The sequence below is a fragment of the uncultured Ruegeria sp. genome, assembly GCF_947497005.1.
GTDB lineage: Bacteria > Pseudomonadota > Alphaproteobacteria > Rhodobacterales > Rhodobacteraceae > Ruegeria.
On record NZ_CANMFF010000015.1, the window covers coordinates 58,995 to 76,502 of the forward strand.

The window sequence follows — 17,508 nt, forward strand, 5'->3', positions numbered from 1 at the left end:
ATTTGCAATGCGTGAGGAGGGGCAAATGCAGGGAAAAACGGTTCTCATAACCGGGGCCAGCCGTGGAATTGGGGCTGAGGCGGGGCGCGTTTTTGCCGCAGCCGGGGCCAATGTCGCGTTGGTGGCCCGCAGCCACGATCAGATTGATGCTCTGGCGGCTGCATTGGGTGATCAGGCCATCGCGCTGACCTGTGACGTCAGCGATTTCGCGCAGGTTGAACAAGCTGTGGCCACCTGTGTTGACCGGTTTGGTGGGTTGGATGTTCTAATCGGCAATGCAGGTGTGATCGATCCGATCTTTCATCTCTCGAATGCCGATACCGAAGCGTGGAGCAAGGCCATCGACATCAACCTCAAAGGCATCTTTTACGGAATGCGCGCGGCGTTGCCAGTGATGCGGGCCGCTGGTGGAGGGAGTATTCTCACCATCTCGTCCGGTGCTGCGTCAAACCCGGTCGAGGCTTGGAGCCACTATTGCGCCTCTAAAGCCGGGGCCAAAATGCTCACGGAGTGTCTGCATCTGGAAGAGGCCCATAACGGCATTCGCGCCTTGGGTCTGTCTCCGGGGACGGTGGCCACGGATATGCAGCGCTCGATCAAGGCCAGCGGTATCAATCCCGTCAGTCAACTGGATTGGGATGCCCACATCCCCGCAGACTGGCCTGCACGGGCCTTGCTGTGGATGTGTTCCGATGACGCGGATGAATTCCTGGGCACAGAAATTTCGCTGCGGCTGGAGGACATTCGCAAACGGGCTGGGCTGATATGATCGACCTGACCAAGGAGGACGGCCTCTGGACTGTCACGGTCAATAATCCTGACAAAGCAAACGCTTTGACGGGGGCCATGCTGACAGAACTGGCCGAGATTGCTGAGTCCGCAACCGAGGCGAAAGCGTTGATCCTGACAGGCGCGGGCAAAGTGTTCAGCGCCGGTGCTGATCTGGGTGAGGCGCGCGCCGGTCTCGCCAAGTCGGATGTCTGGGAAAGGCTGTCTGGCGCCATTGCTGCGCTGCCCTGCCTGACCGTTGCCGCGCTGAACGGCACCCTGGCTGGCGGTGCCAACGGTATGGCGCTGGCCTGCGATCTACGCATTGCTGTGCCATCGGCCAAGTTTTTCTATCCGGTAATGAAACTGGGTTTTCTACCGCAACCATCCGATCCCAAACGGCTGGCGGCATTGGTTGGTCCGGCCAGAACTAAGTTGATTCTGATGGCAGGTCAGAAAGTCACCGCACAAGAGGCGTATGAGTTCGGCTTGGTGGACCGGATTGTCGAGCCCGATTACCTGATGCAAACCGCACGCGGTCTTGTGACAGACAGCATCAATGCCGACCCGATGATCGCCGCAGGAATCGCAAGGTTGTGTTCATGAGGCTCTCTGCGTTGCGTTTGCGGATTGCTGATCCGGACCGACAGACCGTGTTCTATCGCGACATTTTAGGTATGTCGGTGCGGGAAGACGGCTCCAATTGGCGTTTGGGCTATGAAGGCGAAGACGCAGACCTTCTGCTGCTGCCGGGCGGTGGCGGATACACCCATGACCGAGGGCAGCGATACTGGAAGATCGGACTCACCGTGCCGGATGTCGATCTTGCAGCGGCCCATCTGCGCGCGCGCGGCGTTCCGGTGAGCACGCCGAACCAGTTCCTGGACATCGGTTACATGTGTCATCTGGCCGACCCCGAGGGCTTTGTCATCGAGCTGCTGCAACATCATTTCGAAGGTAACTGCCTGTCGCAGGAGGTTGATCCCAAAGCACCTTTCGCACAGGCCCGGATCGGTCAGATTACTCTTCGCACCGGCGATATCACCGCCGAAGACAGGTTCTGGCGCGCACGAGGCATGTCATTATTGTCGATGCAGGAGGTCGCCCCTTACGGCTTTGACCTGCATTTCTATGCCTTTACCAAGGAAACTCCTCCTAACCCTGATCTTTGGGCGGTTGAAAACCGCGAATGGCTTTGGAAGCGCCCCTATACGACGTTGGAATTCCAGCATGTTCTAGGCGCGCAACTCGCGCGCGTACCGGATTATCAGGGAATTGAGGTTGAAGGCCTATCCGAACCTCTGGCAGATGCTTTTGGCGACTCGATCCTGCCGGGCTGATCACCGCCCGCGCCGTTTGCCCGGAACTTTCGAGCGAAATCCAGGGGGGCGTTTGCGCACCCAGATCAGGAATTTCTCAAGCCTCGGATGCGCGCGCAGGGCCTCGACCGTGTTAAAACTGCGCGCCAGTTCGGCCTCGGTCAGGGTGGCGTGAATTTCTTTGTGGCAGATCTGATGCAGAAGAACCGTGGGTCCGCCCTTGCCTCCTTTGAGTTTTGGGATCAGATGATGCAGGCTGCCGCCCCCATCGGGGATCGGGCGGTCGCAAAGCGGGCAGATCGGATTGCTGTTCGTCATGATGATTGGAAATGTGCGCCAATGAGCGGCAAAGGCAAGAGGGTGTGAATGGCTCAGGCAGTGGTAATCGGAGCAGGCCCCGCCGGGCTGATGGCCGCCGAGCAACTGGCCAATGCCGGGCATTCCGTGCTGGTCGCCGAAGCCAAACCTTCGGTCGCGCGCAAGTTTCTGATGGCGGGAAAATCGGGCCTGAACCTAACTAAGGACGAACCGTTCAATACACTGATCCGCGCCTATGGTGAGGATGCGGACTGGCTGCGCCCGATGATTTCCGCCTTTGATGCCGAGGCGGTGCAGCACTGGGCGCGCGGGCTGGGTCAGACGCTCTTTACCGGCTCGACCGGGCGCGTATTTCCCGACGTCATGAAGGCCTCACCCTTGTTGCGGGCCTGGCTGGCGCGGTTGGACGAAGCCGGGGTCGAGGTCAAAACCCGCTGGCGTTGGGCAGGCTGGGAAGGGGACGCGCTGACGTTCGACGCCCCGGACGGGCAGTACAGCGTTTCGGCGAACGTCACCGTGCTGGCGCTGGGAGGGGCGAGTTGGGCCCGTCTTGGCTCGGACGGTCATTGGGCGCAGATACTGGCCGGAAAAGATGTGGCTATGGCCCCATTTGAGCCTGCGAACTCAGCCCTTTGTGTCGATTGGAGCGCTCATATGCAGCCTCATTTCGGGGCCGCTTTGAAATCGGTCCGGTGGATGGCGGGTGACTTGGAAAGCCGCGGAGAGGCTGCGATTTCAGCAACCGGTCTGGAGGGTGGCGGGCTCTATTCGCTCACACCGGCCTTGCGCTCCGGGCGGCCTTTGTTTGTTGATCTGATGCCCGATCTGGATCAACAGGCTTTGCTGGCACGGTTTGCGGCGAAACGATCGAAAACAACGCTGTCCCAATGGATGAGAAAGTCGCTGAACCTGTCCCCCCAGAAAATCGCGTTGTTTCATGAAATGGCAAAAGGCGGCGGCCTGCTTCAAACCGCCGAAGTGTACATGTTGAAGAGGCTGCCGATCCTTCACGCGGGTCTACGCCCGATGGATGAAGCCATTTCGACCGCAGGAGGTGTGAAACGAAAGGCGCTGGATGACGGGCTGATGCTGACTGTCCTACCGGGTGTGTTCTGTGCCGGAGAAATGCTGGATTGGGAGGCACCAACCGGGGGCTACTTGCTCACCGCTTGTCTTGCCACCGGACGATGGGCCGGTCAGGCCGCAGCGGATTGGCTGGAATAGGCCCGCAGGGCTTAGCGCGAGCGCGCCAACATCGCCAAACGGATCATCGCGCGTTCCACCAGCGCCATGGCAGGGGCCGTTTGCCCGGCGGACCGCAGTGACAGGTCGGTATCGGTCAGAACGGTAAGTGCGGTTTGCAGCCTGGGCGCGCCCCATCCTTGTGCCTGCCGCAGGATGCGGTCACGCCGTTTGCCGTAAACAGGCGGGCGCAGTTTACCAATTCCCTGCGCCGCGCCACCGGGATCTGAAGCGCAGGCGTAGAGCGTCCGAAAATGCCGGGTCGCGCCGATGCACAGTGTCACGCCATTGGTACCTTGTGCCTGCAACCTCCGGATCAGTGGCCCGATCTCACCTGCGCGGCCTTCTGCGACGACGTTGAGCACATCGTCCAGCGCCGCCTCGGACGAGCGCGGGGCGCAGGCTTCGATATCTTCGATGGTTAAATCGGAACTGTCGCCACGTTTGTAAAGCGACAGTTTCTCAATGGTTTGGGCGAAATCGCCGGGGCTGATACTGACGGCCAGTTCGCCGATCGCCGACATGACATCGTTGGGAATGCTTTTTATACCCGATTCGGTCAGAACCCGTTCCACTTCAGCACGGGATGGCGGGTCATCATAGATTCCCACCGCATAAGCGGCAGGGTGTCCTTCAAATGCTTTGCGAATCTTCGAGCTGGGTTTCAGCTGCCCTGCTGTCACAATGATCTGGGCGTCTCCGAGTGCCCAATCTTCCAGTGCAACCAGAATCGCAGGCGCAGCAGTTTCCGTGACCTCTTCTACAAATACCGCGCGAGGGCCGGGGAAAAATCCAACAGCCTTGATCGCATCCAGCAACAGCGCAGGGTCACCACGCAGATCGCCACCCGGCATGCGGGTCAGACGCATTTCCTCTTCGGCTCCGGGACCAAGCAAAGCTGCCAGAACCTGCTGGCGTTTCAGCGCAACCCGCATCGCATCAGCGCCATAAATCAGCAGCCCGGTCTTGTCCGCGTCCGGCTTGGCAAAATACCCATCAGCCTCGCGCGGGCTCAGCTTCATGTGGCCAGATCCGGTGTTGCGTAAAGGCGGTTCACGATGTGGTTCGACAGAATCATCATCAGCCGTTCTTTGGCATCGCGTTCGTCCGCCAATGTGGAAACGGTTGAACCTGCTGCGGAGTAAGACACAAAATCCGTTACGGTGCCCGAGGCAACGATTTGACCGGTTTCATTGGATCGCAACGCGTATTGAGCTCGCCCGTCAATCGTGTAGCGGTTGGTCTCGTTTGTCGTGGTGATCGCAGCCGCTCGTGTCGCGGTCGACACCTGTACATCCAGTTTGTAATCGTTGACCGATCCTGCGCTTCTGCCAAGCTGTTGTTCGAGGTTTTGAACCAACAGGAAGCTGTCCACAGTGTTGGGGTCTGACACCCCGACCCGACCGTACAAGGCCGAACCCGAACCGCCGGGTGCATAGACAGGCTCGAAGCCACAGGCGGCCAGCGCCAGCGGCATCAAGAGCAGTGTTCTGCGATTAAACAACGACATTCACGATCCGGCCTGGAACTACGATCACTTTCTTGGGTGCGCTGCCATCCAACGCCTTTTGCACAGCTTCAGTGCTTAGCGCGATTTTTTCAACCTCGGCTTTGCTCATATCTTTTGGAACGCTGATTTCCGCGCGGCGCTTGCCGTTGATCTGAATCGGCAGTGTGACAGTGTCGTCGACCAACATCGCATCATCGGCGACGGGCCATGGTGCAGTGGCAACCAGACCTTCACCGCCCTGATGGGCCCAGATATCTTCGGCCAGATGCGGTGTCATGGGTGACATAAGCTGGGCCAGCGTTTTGATTGCCTGCTTCTGGGCCGTGGCACCCGCCTTAGATTTGGCCAGTGTATTGGTGAACGCATAAAGCTTGGCGATGGCGGCGTTGAAGCCAAAGCTCTCTACCCCAAGAGTCACGTCTCGGATGGTCCTGTGCATCTCGCGCAGCAGGTCCTGATCACCTTCACCCTTGGCGTCGGTGTCCATGGCGCCGATCTTGTCACACAGATTCCACACCCGGTTCAGGTGTTTAAATGCAGCTTCCGCACCCGCGGCGGTCCATTCCACATCCCGTTCGGGCGGCGAATCGGACAGCACGAACCAGCGCGCGGTGTCGGCGCCGAAGGCTGAGATGATGCTGACCGGATCAACGACGTTTTTCTTGGATTTCGACATCTTGGCCGAGGGGATGATTTCAACCTCGGTGCCGTCGGCCAGTTTGCCGTCTGCGACATCCTCGGGCAGGTGATAGACCGGGCGACCGCTGGCGTCGCGCGTCTGATAGATTTCGTGCGTGACCATGCCTTGGGTGAACAGCGCATCAAACGGCTCGATAGCCTTTTTAGGCAGGTGGCCAGTGACCTGCATCGCCCGGGCAAAGAACCGCGAATAAAGCAGGTGCAGAATCGCATGCTCGACGCCGCCGATATACTGGTCGACATTCATCCAGTATTCGGCTTCGGCCAGATCGGTCGGTGTTTCGGCGCGCGGCGCGGTGAAACGGGCGAAATACCACGACGAATCGACAAACGTATCCATCGTGTCGGTTTCACGCTTGGCGGGCGCTCCGCAGGACGGGCATTCACAGTCGCGCCAGGTTGGGTGGCGATCCAGCGGATTGCCCGGTTTGTCGAAGGTGACATCGTCAGGCAGGCGAACCGGCAGGTTCTCTTTTTTCTCGGGCACCACACCGCAGTTTTCGCAGTGAACAACGGGAATCGGGCACCCCCAATAGCGTTGGCGGCTAAGACCCCAATCGCGCAGGCGGTATTTGGTGACACCCTCACCCCAGCCGGCTTTTTCGGCAAAATCGACGGTGGCGTTAATAGCTTCGTCGCCGGTGGCCTCGGTCAGGCCGGCGAAATGGTTCACCCAGCGGACTTTCTCGGTTTTGAGTGGAACAAAAGCGACCTTATCGACCGGTGTGTTGTCGTCCAGCGCAAAGAAGGTGTCGACCACAGGGAGGTCGTATTTGCGGCAGAAATCGAGGTCGCGCTGGTCATGTGCCGGGCAGGCAAAGATAGCTCCGGTACCGTAGTCCATCAGGATGAAGTTGGCGATCCAGACCGGCAGTTCCCAGTTCGGATCCAACGGGTGTTTGACCTTGATACCGGTGTCATAGCCCAGCTTCTCGGCGGTTTCGATGGCCTCTTCAGTGGTGCCGCCCTTGCGGCATTCAGCAACAAAATCAGCAACTTCAGGATTTTCGGCCTCAAGTTGTTTGGCAATCGGGTGATCCGGCGAAATGCCCACGAAGGATGCGCCCAGCAGCGTATCGGGGCGAGTCGTGTAGACAGTGATCGGCTCGCAGCCATCTGTGCGGTCAAAGCTGAATTGCAGGCCGCGGGACTTGCCGATCCAGTTCTCCTGCATCAGGCGCACTTTGGCGGGCCAGTTTTCCAGCGTGTCCAGCGCCTCAAGCAACTCCTCGGAATAGTCTGAGATTTTGAAGAACCATTGCGTCAGTTCGCGCCGTTCGACTAACGCACCCGAACGCCAGCCGCGCCCGTTTTCCACCTGTTCATTGGCCAGAACGGTCATATCGACCGGGTCCCAGTTTACGACGGCGTTCTTGCGGTAGACCAGCCCGCTCTTAAGCATATCCAGAAACAACGCCTGTTGTTGGCCGTAATATTCCGGATCACACGTGGCGAATTCGCGCGTCCAGTCGATCGACAGGCCCAAAGGCTTCATCTGCGCGCGCATGTCGGCGATATTGCCATAAGTCCATGTCTTTGGATGGCCGCCAATGGCCATGGCAGCGTTTTCCGCAGGCATCCCGAACGCATCCCAGCCCATAGGGTGCAGCACGTTGTGGCCGGTTGCAAGCTTATGCCGGGCGATCACGTCACCCATAGTATAGTTGCGCACATGTCCCATATGGATTCGGCCAGACGGGTAGGGGAACATCTCAAGCACATAGTATTTCGGCTTGTCCGCCGTGCGCTTGGCGGTGAAGATCCCGGCCTTGTCCCAGGCCTCCTGCCATTTTGCTTCGATTTCGTTGGCCGAGTAGCGCGACATTGTGCGGTCCTTCGTAATGAAAACGCCGGGTAGGAACCCGGCGTGGTAATATTGTGATTTTCGGCGGGTTGCTAGAATTTGTTGTCCGCGATGCGCAATTGGCGGGCCCGCGACAGAATCGCATCCTCGACAGCGCGTGTCGTTGCCGCGCTTACTGGCGCACCGCCATTGGATTGCAAGGCGACAGACAAAGACCGTGCTGCAAGCGCCGGGTCACTGATATGCACGGTGGCTCTGTATGACCGGCCTCCTCCGGGGGGAGTGCCATAGCCCGTTACGATGACGCCGGTAAACGGATCAACCTCTTGAACAGGCAGAAAGTTCAGTATGTCCAGCGAAGCTGCCCACAGATATCGATTCACATTAGTAGTCTGCTCGGCGGTGCTGCGGTCGAAAATATCCCATAGCGTTGAACGTTCGGGATCATTCAACTCACGCTCGTCAGAATTACCACTGGCAGGGTTGGCGGAATAAGTTGTCGAAGTGCTTCGATTCTGCCCACATGCCGCAATAGTGGTGGTCAGCATGATTAATCCCAAAATCGTCGGCAGGCGCATTGTCAGCAGGTCCTGTATCACTTGTTGTGCAGTATTCAGGGGATACTCCTAGCCAAGGACCCCCGCTGCAACAAGCCTATTCTTCTGAATTATAAGTATGTCACCTGCATCCGGGCGAAAAAGAACTGTGGCATCCTTGCACCAATCTGGCCTCAATGACGGGATCGGGTTTATGCCAAGCTTGCGTAAAGGGGGCAAAAAGAGCGAAACGGTGTCCGTGCTGAGACATATGCTGAGGCATGTGTCGAGTAGATAACATTTTTGAAACCGAGGGAAACAAGATGAAAAAAGTTCTCTTCGCATCGACGGCGCTGATTGCGACCGCAGGCGTTGCAGCAGCTGAAGTTAACTTCAGCGGTTATGGCCGTTTTGGTATTGGCTACGTTGAAGATCGTACCGGCAGCGTAGTTGCTTCGGCCACCACCACCATCACCACCACTACTGTCAACGGTCAGGTTCTGACCGCGACTTCGTCGACTTCGATCACCGCGAATGGTGCAGACGTAAGCGATGCGGTTCTGGTATCGCGCTTCCGCCTGAACATCGACGGCATCGTCGAGACCGACAGTGGCGTTCGTTTCGAAGGTCGTGTTCGTCTGCAAGCTGACGAAGACAGCAGCACCGGTGAAGCAAACTCCGCTGGTCTGAACGGCGCACGCTTCTCGGTCATCTACGGTGGTCTGCGTGTTGACGCCGGTAACGTTGCAGGTTCGTTTGACAACCTTGCAAACTACTACGGCAACGAAGTAGGTCTGGAACTGTTCGCAGGTCAGTACTCGGGCGTTAACTACAACTTCCTGGCGTACTCTTCGACCGGTTCGGGTTCGAACGGCGTATTCTTCCAGTACTCTGTTGGTGACTTCTCGTTTGGCGCGTCCTACGACCAAGGTCCGGACACTCTGAGCATTGCGCCTCTGACAGTTGTTAGCGGTAATGACCGCTGGGACATCAGCGCAACCTACACCTTCAACAACATCACTGCCGCTCTGGCTTATGGTCAGACCGACTCGGGCGTCGCTGGCGTCAGCGATCCGAGCCTGACCGTTCTGACCCTGGGTGGCGAATGGGGTGACTTCTCGGGTACTGTGTTTGTCGCAGACGATTCAACTAATGTTGCTGCGACTGACGGTACTGCATGGGGTCTGTCGGCAGCCTATAACCTGGGCGCTGCAACTACCCTGCTGTTCACCTACGGTGACGGTAACGCGAATGCCGACCTGCAGCAGATTGCGCTCGGTGCAATCTACGACCTGGGTGGCGGTGCATCGCTGCGCGGTGGTATCGGTCGTAACGACAGCGACGCTGGCACCGACTCCATCGTTGCTGACTTCGGTGCTCAGTTCAACTTCTAAGCTGATCTGAACCGTAAGGTTTAAGGGCGGGTCTTCGGACTCGCCCTTTTCTTTTGCGCCGACTTGGTGTTTTTCTGCGCCAAAGAAAGATTGAGGGCCCCATGTCGTTGCAAGACATCACCGCACGTATCTCCAAAGCCGAAACCAAATCGGAACGCCCTGCGGGCTCCGTGAAATTGATCGCCGTGTCCAAGGTGCAGCCGAACGACCGGGTTCAGACGGTGCTTGAGCAGGGCCACAGATGTTTCGGTGAGAACCGCGTGCAGGAAGCGGTAGGGAAATGGCCAGCTTTCAAAGAACAGTTTGAGGGAATCGATCTGCACCTTATTGGTCCGCTGCAAACCAACAAGGCCCGGCAGGCGATGGAACTGTGCGATGCGATCCATTCGGTGGATCGTCCCAAACTGGCGCAAACGTTGGCCCGATTGGCGCAAGAGATGGGAATCTGCCCGGATTTGTTCATTCAGGTCAACACAGGTGAAGAAGACCAAAAGGCAGGGATTCTTCCCGCCGACGCGGACGGCTTCATTGCCGAGTGCAAGGCGTTGGATTTGCCCGTACGCGGCTTGATGTGCATCCCGCCTGTCGAAGAAGAACCCACGCTGCATTTCGCGTTACTGGCAAAGATTGCAGCGCGCAATGGGCTGGAGGGATTGTCGATGGGTATGAGTGGCGATTTCGAACAAGCCATCGCTCTGGGTGCGACTCATGTTCGCGTCGGTTCGGCTATTTTTGGTGAACGGGTTAAACCTCAGGGATAATCAGGCGCGTACCAAGGGTTATGCGCCCCGCGATCCAGTGCAAATGATCCCGGCGAAAGGCAACACAGCCTTCGGTCGGGTACCCGGGCCTGCGCCATTGGTGCACGAAAATTGCTGATCCCTGACCGGGAACGGCGTTTGGCCAGTTCCAGTCGGTTAACAGGACCAGATCATAAAGCGGATCCGAACGGCGAAGTCTCTCGTGGCTGAACGCATAGGGGGCAGGCACCATATGATTGTAGTGGCTGTCCGATACGTCATCCGACCACAAGTCCTGCGGGCCAATTGGGAGGGCCCAGAAATTGGGCTGCACAATCCGATCGGGCCGGTAGAGCATTCCGACGATTCGATGGTAGCCAGTGGGGGTTGCACCATCACCTTCGCGTTTCGCGTTGCTCAAGCCGCCTTTGCCAATGGAACAAGGGAAGGTTTTGCCCAGAAACCGAATGCCGCGCGGGGTCAGCACCAGATCGCCTGGCGTCACAGCAGATGCCCTGATTTAGCGGCTTTAGTGGCCAGATACCCTCGGTTATGCGCGGTTTCGCCCACTTTCAAAGGTACGCGCTCGGTCACGGCAATCCCTGTCCGTTCCATCATCGCGATCTTGGCGGGGTTGTTGGTCAGCAGGCGCACCGAATTGAACCCCAGAGACTTCAGGATATCCGATCCAAGCCGGAAATCGCGCTCGTCATCTTCAAAGCCCAGCCTGTGGTTCGCCTCGACCGTGTCAAAGCCCTGATCCTGAAGGAAATAGGCCCGCATCTTGTTGGCCAGACCAATGCCGCGCCCTTCCTGGTTCAGGTACAAAAGAACGCCCGCTCCTTCGGTTCCCATCTGTGCGAGGGCACCGCGCAATTGCGGGCCGCAATCACATTTCAGGCTACCCATCAGATCGCCTGTAAAACAGGCCGAGTGCAAGCGAGCCAGAACCGGCTTGTCCCGATCCGGGCGGCCTATTTCGACCGCATAATGCTCTTCCCCACCATCTTCAGGGCGAAAAACATGCAACCGACCAGCCTCGGAGACTTCCATCGGCAGTCGTGCGGCGACCACCTCATGCAATGCGCTGCGGTCCGCCAGATGAGGTGCAGCGCGCGTGTGATCGATACATGTCAGGCCGTGCGCCACGGCAAATGCCTTCGCGTCTTCGATCGGTACAACGATCGCAGCAGGAAGAATGCGCGCGGATTTCGCAAGCGCAATAGCTATGCGATGCAGGTTGGCGTTGCCGTGCCGCTCGGTCATCAACGGGCCTTTCATCGGCGCGTTCAGATCGTCAGAGGGGTCGGCGACCGCTTGAACCCACTTGATATCAGCATCCGCCGGGATAGAAATCCGTGCGAGATCACCGTCATAGGCTCGTGCCTTTAGCGTTTCGGCCCGCCGCCCTGTAATAGCGACCACCGGAGCCCCAAGTTTTTTCAGATCAGCCAAGCGCTGCGGGTTGAGCGTTTCCGCCGAGATTGCCAGAACGCCAAAGCCGCTGTCATCCGTCAGCGCCACGGGAACACCCATGCGCAAATCGGCACGGGCACGGGCCAGAAGTTCGGTGATATCGGGAATGAGACTCATCTATGTTACCCTATAACGCTCAGCCCTTCTCCTAGCTCTTTCGAAAGGAAATGTGAAACATTTCTGTTAACTCTGACACGAAGGCGTGAAACCGTTGCAGCAAATCTTGTTGATTGCCTATTCGACGCGCAATTGATGGAAAAGCGTTTGGAGGACTGGGAAATGGCTCAACTCAAGAAAATCCTGTTGGTAGACGATGACGAGGATCTGCGCGAGGCGCTCAGCGAGCAACTTGTAATGACCGAAGACTTCGACGTTTTTGAAGCGTCAGATGGTCAGTCCGCAATGGAGCGCGCGCGCGAGGCGATTTATGATCTGGTCATTCTGGACGTGGGCCTGCCAGATACAGACGGGCGCGAGTTGTGCCGCCTGATGCGCAAACAAGGCGTCAAAAGCCCGATCCTGATGCTGACCGGTCATGACAGCGACGCTGACACAATTCTGGGCCTGGATGCCGGTGCGAATGATTACGTCTCCAAACCTTTTAAGTTTCCGGTGTTGCTGGCTCGTATCCGTGCACAGTTGCGCCAGCACGAACAGTCCGAAGATGCTGTTTTTGTTCTTGGTCCCTATACGTTCAAACCGGCGATGAAGATGCTGATCACGGAAGAAGATCGTAAAATCCGATTGACCGAGAAGGAAACCAACATTCTCAAGTTCCTGTATCGCTCGACCGACGGAGTTGTAGCACGAGATGTGCTGCTGCATGAGGTTTGGGGATATAATGCAGGTGTCACCACGCATACGCTGGAAACTCACATCTACCGCCTGCGTCAGAAGATTGAGCCTGATCCGTCAAATGCACGCCTTTTGGTCACAGAATCTGGTGGATATAGGCTGGTGTCTTAACTGGGTGTGGATTGACTTGGATCAAAGTGATACCCTGTACTCATAATTAGGTTACTCCCAACCCGCGCATGTCCGGGTTATGACATGCACCTCCCTGTTGGACTGCCGGGCCGAATGGCCCGGCCTTTTTTGTGGTGTTGAGTTGAGAACGTCCGGTTCGAGCCCAGAGTGACGGGCTCAAACCACTTCAATTCTATTTGCAAACAGAGCCGTCAGTCTTTCGCGCCCAAACGATTTCGGCGTTGTTTCTCGAATAAATCTGGATGGTCAAACTCAAACCCTACTCGGATTCGATGACCGATTGCACGCCATAAGCTTCCAATTGGCTGCCGGGAACAAGCACAAAAGTTTCAGTTTGAGGATCACCCCACATAAGCCGTAGGCCCCAAACAGTTTCGACAAAGGTACGCAGATTTCCGTCCAAGTACTTGTCGACGGTTGTAAGCTTCTGGTCGCAAAAATAAAATGTTACCCCTTGCTCATCAATTGACCACGCATTTGAACTGAACGAAGTTTGTTTCAATTCCCAATTTCGTGATTGAGCAATCGCCTCTACGTCACTGAAGGTTGCTCCAAATGAAATTCCGTCAGGCAAATCAAAGGCCGATGCGAATGTAGGAGAAATGCTACCGCAAGCAACTGAGGTGCAGAAAAGGACAACCCTAGAAAAAGACATCGTTTCACATCGTAAGAAGTGGCGTCAGGAGGAGTAGGGGAGTGCACGAGGGTCAATGTCTGCTTAGTCCGCAAAGCGGTCATTCATTGACCTAGCTTTTTTGACCTTTTCCCATGGCACCCCATCCCACACCACGCTAACCTCCGCCCAACCGCGACAGAGGAATCTTCCATGCCCTTCACCCTAGCCACCTGGAACATCAACTCGGTTCGCCTTCGGGAACCTATTGTGCTGAAATTGCTGCAGGAAGAAGCGCCGGATATTCTGTGTCTGCAGGAATGCAAATCGCCAGTGGAAAAGATTCCAACCGAGGGGTTTGCCGAACTGGGCTACACCCACATGGTTGCACGGGGGCAAAAGGGCTACAACGGCGTTGCCATCCTGTCGCGTCTGCCGATGGAAGAAGTCGGTGACAAGGATTTCGCGAATCTGGGCCATGCGCGTCACATTGCCGGGCGGTTGGAAAATGGTGTCACGATTCACAACTTCTATGTTCCGGCGGGCGGCGATGTGCCAGACCGCGAAGTGAATGAAAAATTTGGCCAGAAGTTGGATTACCTCACCGACATGCGCGATTGGTTCCATGCGGAAAAGCCGGAAAAATCCATTCTCGTTGGCGATCTCAACATCGCCCCGCGCGAGGTTGATGTCTGGTCGCACAAACAACTGCTCAAGGTCGTTTCGCACACTCCAATCGAAGTTGAGCATCTGGCCGAGACGCAGGATGCAGGCGGCTGGGTCGATATCACCCGGCAGGATATTCCTGAAGGGCAGCTTTATAGCTGGTGGTCGTACCGGGCGCGTGATTGGGATGCGGCAGACAAGGGGCGGCGGCTGGATCATGTCTGGGCCACACCCGACATCTCGAACGCGGGGCATTCCAGCCGTGTCCTGCGGGATGCGCGCGGGTGGGAAAAGCCCAGCGATCACGCCCCGGTCTTTGCGACCTTCGACGTCTGAACTGAAACTCTGCCCTTGGTTTCTGCTGCAAGCAATTGCATATAGGGCGCGAGTTCGAACGAAAGAGTGATTGCCATGGACCTTCTGAACGGCGCAGATGCCCCAGCCACCGATCTGATCAAGGACGGAACCGAGGCCACTTTCATGGCCGATGTGGTCGAGGCTTCGCAGGAAATGCCCGTGATCGTCGATTTCTGGGCGCCTTGGTGCGGTCCGTGCAAGACACTTGGTCCAATGCTGGAAGAGGCCGTCACCGCCGCCAAAGGCGCGGTGAAGATGGTCAAGATCAACGTGGATGAGGCGCAAATGATCGCCTCGCAAATGCGCATCCAGTCGATCCCGACCGTCTATGCCTTTTTCAAGGGCCAGCCTGTGGACGGTTTTCAGGGTGCCCAGCAAGGGTCCGAGATCAAGGCCTTTGTGGATCGTGTGATCGAGGCTGCGGGCGGTGAAAGCCCGGGCGGTCAGTTGGAAGATGCCGTGCAGGCGGCCGAGGAAATGTTGACAGAAGGCGCGGCCGCAGATGCGGCACAGACCTTTGCCGCGATATTGGGTGAAGACCCAAACCACGCGGCCGCCTATGGCGGGCTGGTGCGTGCGCATATCGTCACCGGCGATCTGGAACAGGCCGAGGCGATCCTGAACGGTGCTCCGGCCGAAATTTCGACTTCGGCTGAGCTGGAGGCTGCGCACGCGCAGTTGGAGCTGGCCAGGCAGGCAGCAGATGCCGGCCCCGTGGCCGAACTGACGGCGGCTGTCGAGGCTGATCCCGGCAACCATCAGGCCCGGTTCGATCTGGCACAGGCACTGCACGCAAACGGCGATGTGGAAGAAGCAGTGGAGCAGTTGCTGGAGCTGTTCCGCCGCGATCGTGAGTGGAATGAGGGCGCAGCCAAGACCCAGCTTTTCACCATCTTTGATGCGCTCAAGCCCAATGATTCGATCGTTCTGAACGGGCGTCGCAAACTCAGTTCAATGATATTTGCCTAATCTCTGATCAGAGCTAGAATTGGGTACATGATGCATCCCGCCGACCTGCCGGATACGGTATCCGTATTTCCATTGCCCGGAGCGCTATTGCTGCCCCGCTCGCGCTTGCCGCTGCACATCTTCGAGCCGCGCTATTTGCAGATGCTGGATGATGTGCTGAAGACCAAGGAACGGCTGATTGCGATGGTTCAGCCAAATCCGTCGCTCAGCGATGAGGACAAGCTGCACCGCATCGGTTGTGCAGGGCGGCTCACGCAGTTCTCCGAAACGGAGGATGGCCGGTATTTGATCACGCTGACCGGCGTGTCCCGGTTCAGGGTCCTGTCAGAGCTGGACGCTTTCACGCCATACCGGCGCTGCGCCGTCTCGTGGGACGGGTTCGACCGTGATCTGGGCAAGGCCGAGAAAGACAACGGGTTCAACCGCACGAACTTTCTGACCTTGCTGGAACGTTTCTTTTCGTCCCGTCAATTGTCCACGGATTGGGATTCGCTCAAAGACGCCGAGGATGAGCTTTTGGTGAATTCCCTGTCGATGCTTCTGGATTTCGATCCCGAGGAAAAACAGGCCCTGCTAGAGGCCCCCTGCCTGCGCACCCGGCGCGAGACGTTGGTGACGCTGATTGAATTCGCCATGCGCGGCGGATCAAGTGAGGAAAAACTGCAATGACCGACCCTGAGCACGCCTTTGATCGTCACATGCTTGAGGCACTGATCTGCCCGCAGTCGCATACGACCCTGCATTATGACGCGGAAAAGCAAGAGCTTGTATCCAAAGCCGCCGGTCTGGCCTTTCCCATCCGTAACGGCATCCCGGTTATGTTGATCGACGAGGCGCGGGAACTCGACTAAATCGGTCGCCCTTGTAGCAGTTTGGGCAAATCTCCGGTCAACCCGGCCGCTTCTCGCACAAAACCGCGCCGTAGACCGGGCATAGAGCCGACAAGTCCCATGCCAATGTCCCGCCCAAGACGCAGCAACGGGTTGTCGTTGGAAAACAGTTTGTTGAAGACATCCGTTGCCATTGCCAGCGAGGCGGTGTCAAAGCGCCGCCATTCCTGATAGCGCTCCAGCACCATAAGCGAGCCGCTATCCTCGCCACGCCGTCCAGCCAAAGTCAGAACCTCAGCCAGAGCGCCGACATCGCGCAGGCCAGCATTCAGGCCCTGACCAGCGATAGGGTGCATTCCGTGGGCGGCATCGCCGACCAGTGCCATGCGGTCGCTGATGAAGGAATTGGCAATGGTCAGGTTCAGCGGGTAAGTGAAACGGTCGCCAGCCAGACGGATGTCACCAAGGAAATCGCCGAATCGCGGACGCAGCACTTGCAGATAGCCTTCCTCGGGCAGGGCGTTGATTTTCTGCGCCGCCTCGGTGCGTTCGCTCCAAACGATAGAACTGCGATAAACGGTCAGAGGCAGAATCGCCAGCGGCCCGGGTGGCATGAAGAATTGGTGTGCAATGCCGTGATGCGGCAACTCGTGTTCGATGGCGCAGACCAGCGCGGTTTGACCATAATCCCAGCCGGTGCGTTTGATGCCTGATCGTGATGCCGTGCCGCTGCGGCGGCCGTCACACCCGACCAGAACGCTGCCATCCAAAGTCGCGTTGTCGTCCAACGTCACGGTCACTTTGTTGGTGTCGACCCGCTGCGATACGACGGTCTTACCGCTCAGTTGGGTGATGCTGGGCTCCTCGGCCATCGCATCCAGAAAAGCCCTTCGCAGATGGCGATCCTCGACCATATAGCCCATAGGGCCCTCTTCGATCTCGGCATGGTCGAAATGCATAAAAAACGGTGATGGCCCCGCGCCCGCATGGCCGTCGGTAACCTTGATTTCCAGCATTGGCTGGGCATGCTCTGCAACCCGGTCCCAGACGCCAATAGCATCCAGCAACCGTTGTGAGGCCAAAGCCAATGCATAGGCACGTCCGTCGAACGCCGCGTTCTTGCGTACCTTTTCGGCCAGCGCATCAATCACTGTGACCGAGTGACCGGTTTGTGCCAGTGCCAGCGCCAAAGCAGGGCCGTTCAGCCCACCACCTACGATCAGAATGTCAGATGCCTGTGTCATGCCCTGCAATATGCGCGCCCTTTCGGGATTGTCCAT

At 57.6% G+C, this 17,508-nt stretch carries 20 protein-coding genes; 11 read left to right on the top strand and 9 right to left on the bottom strand.

The window, feature by feature from the left end; genetic code table 11:
- The first annotated feature begins 25 nt into the window (after nucleotides 1–25).
- The 3 genes from Q0816_RS19060 to Q0816_RS19070 are packed head-to-tail and all read left to right on the top strand — an operon-like array spanning nucleotide 26 to nucleotide 2,108.
- The gene (locus Q0816_RS19060; RefSeq protein WP_298853626.1) at nucleotides 26–769 is read left to right on the top strand and encodes an SDR family oxidoreductase; all 744 of its coding nucleotides are present in this window, start codon (nucleotides 26–28) and stop codon (nucleotides 767–769) included.
- Entirely contained in the window at nucleotides 766–1,374 is a 609-nt protein-coding gene (locus tag Q0816_RS19065) for an enoyl-CoA hydratase/isomerase family protein (protein ID WP_298853627.1), read from the top strand. Before Q0816_RS19060 ends, Q0816_RS19065 begins: the two co-directional genes overlap by 4 nt.
- On the top strand, nucleotides 1,371–2,108 hold the full coding sequence (locus Q0816_RS19070) for a VOC family protein (RefSeq protein WP_298853628.1): 738 nt from the start codon (nucleotides 1,371–1,373) through the stop codon (nucleotides 2,106–2,108). The genes Q0816_RS19065 and Q0816_RS19070 overlap by 4 nt, the downstream gene beginning before the upstream one ends.
- Here the strand turns inward: Q0816_RS19070 and Q0816_RS19075 are convergent, their stop codons facing one another.
- Nucleotides 2,109–2,405 carry an HNH endonuclease gene (locus Q0816_RS19075; protein ID WP_298853630.1) on the bottom strand — a complete coding sequence of 99 codons (297 nt, stop codon included), beginning with the start codon at nucleotides 2,403–2,405 and terminating at the stop codon, nucleotides 2,109–2,111.
- Nucleotides 2,406–2,453: 48 nt separating this feature from the next.
- Between Q0816_RS19075 and Q0816_RS19080 the strand changes: the two genes are divergently transcribed.
- Nucleotides 2,454–3,629 carry a TIGR03862 family flavoprotein gene (locus Q0816_RS19080; RefSeq protein ID WP_298853632.1) on the top strand — a complete coding sequence of 392 codons (1,176 nt, stop codon included), beginning with the start codon at nucleotides 2,454–2,456 and terminating at the stop codon, nucleotides 3,627–3,629.
- Nucleotides 3,630–3,640: 11 nt separating this feature from the next.
- On the opposite strand, the gene holA is transcribed toward Q0816_RS19080, so the two are convergent.
- The 4 genes from holA to Q0816_RS19100 form a co-directional block, all read right to left on the bottom strand.
- Complete coding sequence (holA, locus tag Q0816_RS19085) at nucleotides 3,641–4,669, bottom strand: DNA polymerase III subunit delta (protein ID WP_298853633.1); 1,029 nt, start codon at nucleotides 4,667–4,669, stop codon at nucleotides 3,641–3,643.
- The gene (lptE, locus tag Q0816_RS19090) at nucleotides 4,666–5,157 is read right to left on the bottom strand and encodes an LPS assembly lipoprotein LptE (RefSeq protein ID WP_298853634.1); all 492 of its coding nucleotides are present in this window, start codon (nucleotides 5,155–5,157) and stop codon (nucleotides 4,666–4,668) included. The genes holA and lptE overlap by 4 nt, the downstream gene beginning before the upstream one ends.
- Nucleotides 5,144–7,681 (bottom strand): leucine--tRNA ligase, encoded by a 2,538-nt coding sequence (gene leuS / locus Q0816_RS19095; RefSeq protein ID WP_298853635.1) that lies wholly within the window; start codon nucleotides 7,679–7,681, stop codon nucleotides 5,144–5,146. Before leuS ends, lptE begins: the two co-directional genes overlap by 14 nt.
- Before the next feature lie 71 nt (nucleotides 7,682–7,752).
- Nucleotides 7,753–8,238, bottom strand: coding sequence for a DUF3576 domain-containing protein (locus Q0816_RS19100; RefSeq protein WP_298853637.1), 486 nt, complete (start codon nucleotides 8,236–8,238; stop codon nucleotides 7,753–7,755).
- Between the two features lie 281 nt (nucleotides 8,239–8,519).
- Here Q0816_RS19100 and Q0816_RS19105 point away from each other — a divergent pair, with 281 nt between their 5' ends.
- Both Q0816_RS19105 and Q0816_RS19110 read left to right on the top strand, forming a co-directional pair.
- Complete coding sequence (locus tag Q0816_RS19105; RefSeq protein ID WP_298853639.1) at nucleotides 8,520–9,590, top strand: porin; 1,071 nt, start codon at nucleotides 8,520–8,522, stop codon at nucleotides 9,588–9,590.
- A gap of 101 nt (nucleotides 9,591–9,691) precedes the next feature.
- Nucleotides 9,692–10,351 carry a YggS family pyridoxal phosphate-dependent enzyme gene (locus tag Q0816_RS19110; RefSeq protein ID WP_298853640.1) on the top strand — a complete coding sequence of 220 codons (660 nt, stop codon included), beginning with the start codon at nucleotides 9,692–9,694 and terminating at the stop codon, nucleotides 10,349–10,351.
- On the opposite strand, the gene Q0816_RS19115 is transcribed toward Q0816_RS19110, so the two are convergent.
- Nucleotides 10,335–10,835 (bottom strand): L,D-transpeptidase family protein, encoded by a 501-nt coding sequence (locus Q0816_RS19115; protein WP_298853641.1) that lies wholly within the window; start codon nucleotides 10,833–10,835, stop codon nucleotides 10,335–10,337. The two genes, Q0816_RS19110 and Q0816_RS19115, sit on opposite strands and share 17 nt — an antisense overlap.
- Nucleotides 10,832–11,923, bottom strand: coding sequence for a GTP cyclohydrolase II (gene ribA, locus Q0816_RS19120; RefSeq protein WP_298853643.1), 1,092 nt, complete (start codon nucleotides 11,921–11,923; stop codon nucleotides 10,832–10,834). Before ribA ends, Q0816_RS19115 begins: the two co-directional genes overlap by 4 nt.
- Before the next feature lie 162 nt (nucleotides 11,924–12,085).
- On the opposite strand from ribA, the gene Q0816_RS19125 reads away from it, so the two are divergent.
- On the top strand, nucleotides 12,086–12,772 hold the full coding sequence (locus Q0816_RS19125; protein WP_117872957.1) for a response regulator transcription factor: 687 nt from the start codon (nucleotides 12,086–12,088) through the stop codon (nucleotides 12,770–12,772).
- A gap of 280 nt (nucleotides 12,773–13,052) precedes the next feature.
- Here the strand turns inward: Q0816_RS19125 and Q0816_RS19130 are convergent, their stop codons facing one another.
- Nucleotides 13,053–13,448, bottom strand: a complete 396-nt coding sequence (locus Q0816_RS19130; RefSeq protein ID WP_298853644.1) for a hypothetical protein — start codon at nucleotides 13,446–13,448, stop codon at nucleotides 13,053–13,055.
- Between the two features lie 171 nt (nucleotides 13,449–13,619).
- Between Q0816_RS19130 and Q0816_RS19135 the strand changes: the two genes are divergently transcribed.
- The 4 genes from Q0816_RS19135 to Q0816_RS19150 all read left to right on the top strand — a co-directional run bounded on the left by Q0816_RS19135 (nucleotide 13,620) and on the right by Q0816_RS19150 (nucleotide 16,249).
- Entirely contained in the window at nucleotides 13,620–14,408 is a 789-nt protein-coding gene (locus tag Q0816_RS19135; RefSeq protein WP_298853645.1) for an exodeoxyribonuclease III, read from the top strand.
- Nucleotides 14,409–14,483: 75 nt separating this feature from the next.
- A complete protein-coding gene (gene trxA, locus Q0816_RS19140; protein ID WP_298853647.1) occupies nucleotides 14,484–15,398 on the top strand; it encodes a thioredoxin in 915 nt (304 codons plus the stop codon).
- A 27-nt stretch (nucleotides 15,399–15,425) separates the two neighbouring features.
- Complete coding sequence (locus tag Q0816_RS19145; RefSeq protein WP_298853649.1) at nucleotides 15,426–16,067, top strand: LON peptidase substrate-binding domain-containing protein; 642 nt, start codon at nucleotides 15,426–15,428, stop codon at nucleotides 16,065–16,067.
- Nucleotides 16,064–16,249 carry a Trm112 family protein gene (locus tag Q0816_RS19150; protein ID WP_298853650.1) on the top strand — a complete coding sequence of 62 codons (186 nt, stop codon included), beginning with the start codon at nucleotides 16,064–16,066 and terminating at the stop codon, nucleotides 16,247–16,249. Before Q0816_RS19145 ends, Q0816_RS19150 begins: the two co-directional genes overlap by 4 nt.
- Here Q0816_RS19150 and Q0816_RS19155 read toward each other — a convergent pair.
- The gene (locus Q0816_RS19155) at nucleotides 16,246–17,508 is read right to left on the bottom strand and encodes an FAD-dependent monooxygenase (RefSeq protein WP_298853652.1); all 1,263 of its coding nucleotides are present in this window, start codon (nucleotides 17,506–17,508) and stop codon (nucleotides 16,246–16,248) included. The two genes, Q0816_RS19150 and Q0816_RS19155, sit on opposite strands and share 4 nt — an antisense overlap.